This window comes from Aetokthonos hydrillicola CCALA 1050, from assembly GCF_017591665.1.
In the GTDB taxonomy this organism is placed as follows: Bacteria; Cyanobacteriota; Cyanobacteriia; order Cyanobacteriales; family Nostocaceae; genus Aetokthonos; species Aetokthonos hydrillicola.
This window is the reverse complement of sequence record NZ_JAAKGC010000247.1, coordinates 1-3,325: the sequence shown is the minus strand read 5'-3', so window position 1 is coordinate 3,325 and position 3,325 is coordinate 1. Positions and strand designations below refer to the sequence as shown.

Below are 3,325 nucleotides of genomic sequence, written 5' to 3'. Positions count from 1 at the left end.
ACGAGAAAAACTTCATGTCCCTGTTGTAATAACCAACGAACACGCTGATGCACTGCAACGGAAACACCAGTTAAAAATGGAGCATACAATCCAGTAAAAACAGCAATGCGGAGAGGTTGCTTGTTCATAATTATTGAAGTGAATTCTCGTATTTGTTTGCATGAATAAAGCTACAATCTAAAATAGGTAAGGAAACACCAGAAAATAAATTACCCCAAATTCGCAATTAATGTGTAGGGACGCAATGTCTTGCGCCCTTACAACGGGATATTTTTTAAATAAAATTACCTAAACAGATTGCAGCATCTCTATTTCTTTCTTTCTTTTTACTTTTGACTACATTTATTCAAGGGTTTCAGTTGATGTAGTGCTATTCTACATTCTTCAGAAAATAGCAATTGATTAATTTGCAACCAAATCACCAAATGACAGAAGTTCCTGACTAAATAACAGAGCTAGTTGAAATTCTGTTTTATTTGTACTAAAGAACTTTATTTGTGAGCATCTCCTGTTAAAAAACTTAAACTTGAAAAGAAATTATCAATAAGTTCGGGGCTAACATAAACTGCTGAAAGTTGAGGGGTACTATACACTGAAATACGTTTATCGCCACTGCATTACTATGTTAAAAACCATAGCATAATAATTGCAACGGAACTGTGTTACTTATACCTGATTGCTGCGTGATCATTTGAGCGCAGTTCTCACGGGAAAGTCTTCTATTTTCATCCCTTGATTTCGCGCTTATCTACTACACTCAGGTAGAAAATTTATTTGTTCCTTTGGGACAAAACTATACTGATTTGTCAGAGACTACGTAAAATATAGGCTGATGATTATGAAAACTATTGCAGGTAAAACGGTTCTTTTAACTGGTGCTTCAGGTGGTATTGGAGTATTTATTGCTCGTGCATTGGCAAGAGAAAAGGCTACCATAATTAGCGTTTCTCGTTCCCAAGAAAAGCTAGATGAAATCAGTACTGAAGTTGAAGCGGCTGGTGGTCGAGGGATAAGTATTCCATTTGACATTAGTAAAGTTGAAGAATTATCAGTTTTAGTGCAGCAGATTAATCAAGTTGCTGGTTCAATAGATATTTTGATTAATAATGCTGCCATAGAAAAATACCGACCTTTCCAAAATTACTCCCTTCAGGATATTCAGTCCATATTAACAACCAATTTAGTCGCAGGAATGGAGTTAACCCGTTTGCTACTGCCAGGTATGATAGATCGGAATAGTGGTCACATTGTCAATATTGCATCTGGTTCTGGCAAAAAGGGCGCACCTTACAACAGTATCTATTCAGCCACTAAAGCTGGTTTGATTATGTGGACAGATGCAATTCGCCAGGAATTGGTTGATACCAATGTAGGGGTTTCGGTGATCTGTCCAGGATATACAAAAGCAGGAATGTTTCTTAAATTTGGCTTACCTGCACCCAGTTTAGCGCGTGTCTCTGAACCAACAGATGTGGCGATCGCTGTGCTGCAAGCTATTAAGCAAAACCAGGGAGAAGTCATGCTCGATGGATTTTTGACAAGACTTCTATTCTCTAATATACAGATTTTTCCACAATTCGGAGACGCCATTTACAAATGGATTGGGTTGACAAAGCTGAATAAAGCCTGTGCAGAAAATCAAATGCGTACCGAAAACTTTGGAGAAAAATAGTATAAAACTACTTCAATAAACGGAGTAAAAATGGCTGCTGGTCATTACGATATTATCATCATTGGTACTGGTGCGGGTGGTGGAACTTTGGTAAATAAACTCGCACCAAGTGGAAAGAAAATTTTGGTGCTAGAGCGAGGTAATTTTCTACCTCAAGAAAAAGCGAATTGGGATACAAAACAGGTTTGGCAAAAAGAACACTATCGAAATAGTGAAACTTGGTATGACAAAAACGGAAAACCAATACAACCAGTAACACACTATTATGTTGGTGGTAACACTAAATTCTATGGTGGTGCTTTGTTTAGACTTCGTGAACAGGACTTTGAAGGAGTCATTCACAAAGGCGGTATTTCTCCTGAATGGTCATTAAAATATCAAGACTTCGCTCCTTATTATGATCAAGCTGAAAAACTTTATGAAGTACATGGTAAGCGAGGTCTTGATCCTACTGAACCTAAAACCACTCAAGATTATCCTTTTCCACCAGTCAGCCACGAAATTTACACTGAAGAAATTAATGAAGCTTTAAAAGATAAAGGCTTCCATCCATTTTACCTACCACTCGGTATTAAGCTAAATGAAGCTAATCGCTTAAAAAGCGATTGTATTCGTTGTGATACCTGTGATGGCTTTCCGTGTTTTCTAAATGCTAAAGCTGATGCTGACATTAACGGTGTCCGTCCAGCACTTGCTTATCCTAATATCACTTTAATCACCAAAGCAAAAGTTTTGCGTTTGCACACAAGTGCATCTGGTCGCGAAGTTACAAAAGTCGAAGTTGACATTGCAGGTAAATCTCAGATATTTTCTGGAGATATTGTTGTTGTTGCTTGTGGTGCAATTAACTCAGCAGTTTTGTTACTCCAGTCAGCTAATGACCAGCACCCAAATGGATTAGCCAATAGCTCTGATTTGGTCGGGCGCAATTATATGGCACATAAGTATGCGGCGATTATTACCTTAAGCGCTAAGTCTAATCCTACAGTTTTTCAAAAAACACTGGCGATTAATGATTTCTACTGGGGAGAAAAGGATTTTCCTTTTCCAATGGGAAGTATACAATTACTTGGTAATATTAGCAAGGATAAAGTTAGCGCTCATGCACCATTTTTTCTACCTAGCATAATATCTGAGACGGTAGCAAACCATTCGATTCCTTGGTTACTTATAACCGAAGATTTGCCAGACCCAGACAATCGGGTGCGTTTAAAAGGTGGTAAAGTCTTTCTAGAATATACAAATAACAATGAAGAAGCATATAATCGCTTAATAGAACGTTGGAACGATGTATTAAAATCAATCAAAACGAGCTTTGGGAACTGTTCTTTAAATATTACTACAAAGATGTCATTGAGGGAGGTTGCTCATCAGTGTGGGACTTGTCGTTTTGGTGAAGATCCCAAAACTTCTGTTCTTGATATTAATTGTCGCACTCATGATGTTGATAACCTTTACGTAGTTGATAGTAGTTTTTTCCCTTCTAGTGCTGCGGTTAATCCATCACTCACAATTATGGCAAATGCTCTACGGGTTGGAGAACATTTGTTGAAAAGACTAGGTTAAATAATTTTCTTAAATTTCCTCAAACACATCAGATGTCGCCGTACTGTAAAGAGAAAGCCGCTAAATCCAGCTGATCTTGCTCAGACC

2 protein-coding genes and 1 pseudogene are annotated in these 3,325 nt (G+C 37.8%); 2 read left to right on the top strand and 1 reads right to left on the bottom strand.

The genetic code is table 11. The features are described 5' to 3' along the window. Nucleotides 1–128 (bottom strand): annotated as a pseudogene (locus G4P69_RS39785) (glycosyltransferase family 1 protein); the annotation flags it as partial. A 710-nt stretch (nt 129–838) separates the two neighbouring features. Between G4P69_RS39785 and G4P69_RS36400 the strand changes: the two are divergent. Both G4P69_RS36400 and G4P69_RS36395 read left to right on the top strand, forming a co-directional pair. Then, nucleotides 839–1,672: an SDR family NAD(P)-dependent oxidoreductase gene (locus G4P69_RS36400; protein WP_208339145.1), complete on the top strand. Its 834-nt coding sequence runs from the start codon at nt 839–841 to the stop codon at nt 1,670–1,672. A gap of 30 nt (nt 1,673–1,702) precedes the next feature. Further along, nucleotides 1,703–3,238, top strand: coding sequence for a GMC oxidoreductase (locus G4P69_RS36395; protein WP_208339146.1), 1,536 nt, complete (start codon nt 1,703–1,705; stop codon nt 3,236–3,238). Nucleotides 3,239–3,325: the final 87 nt, after the last annotated feature.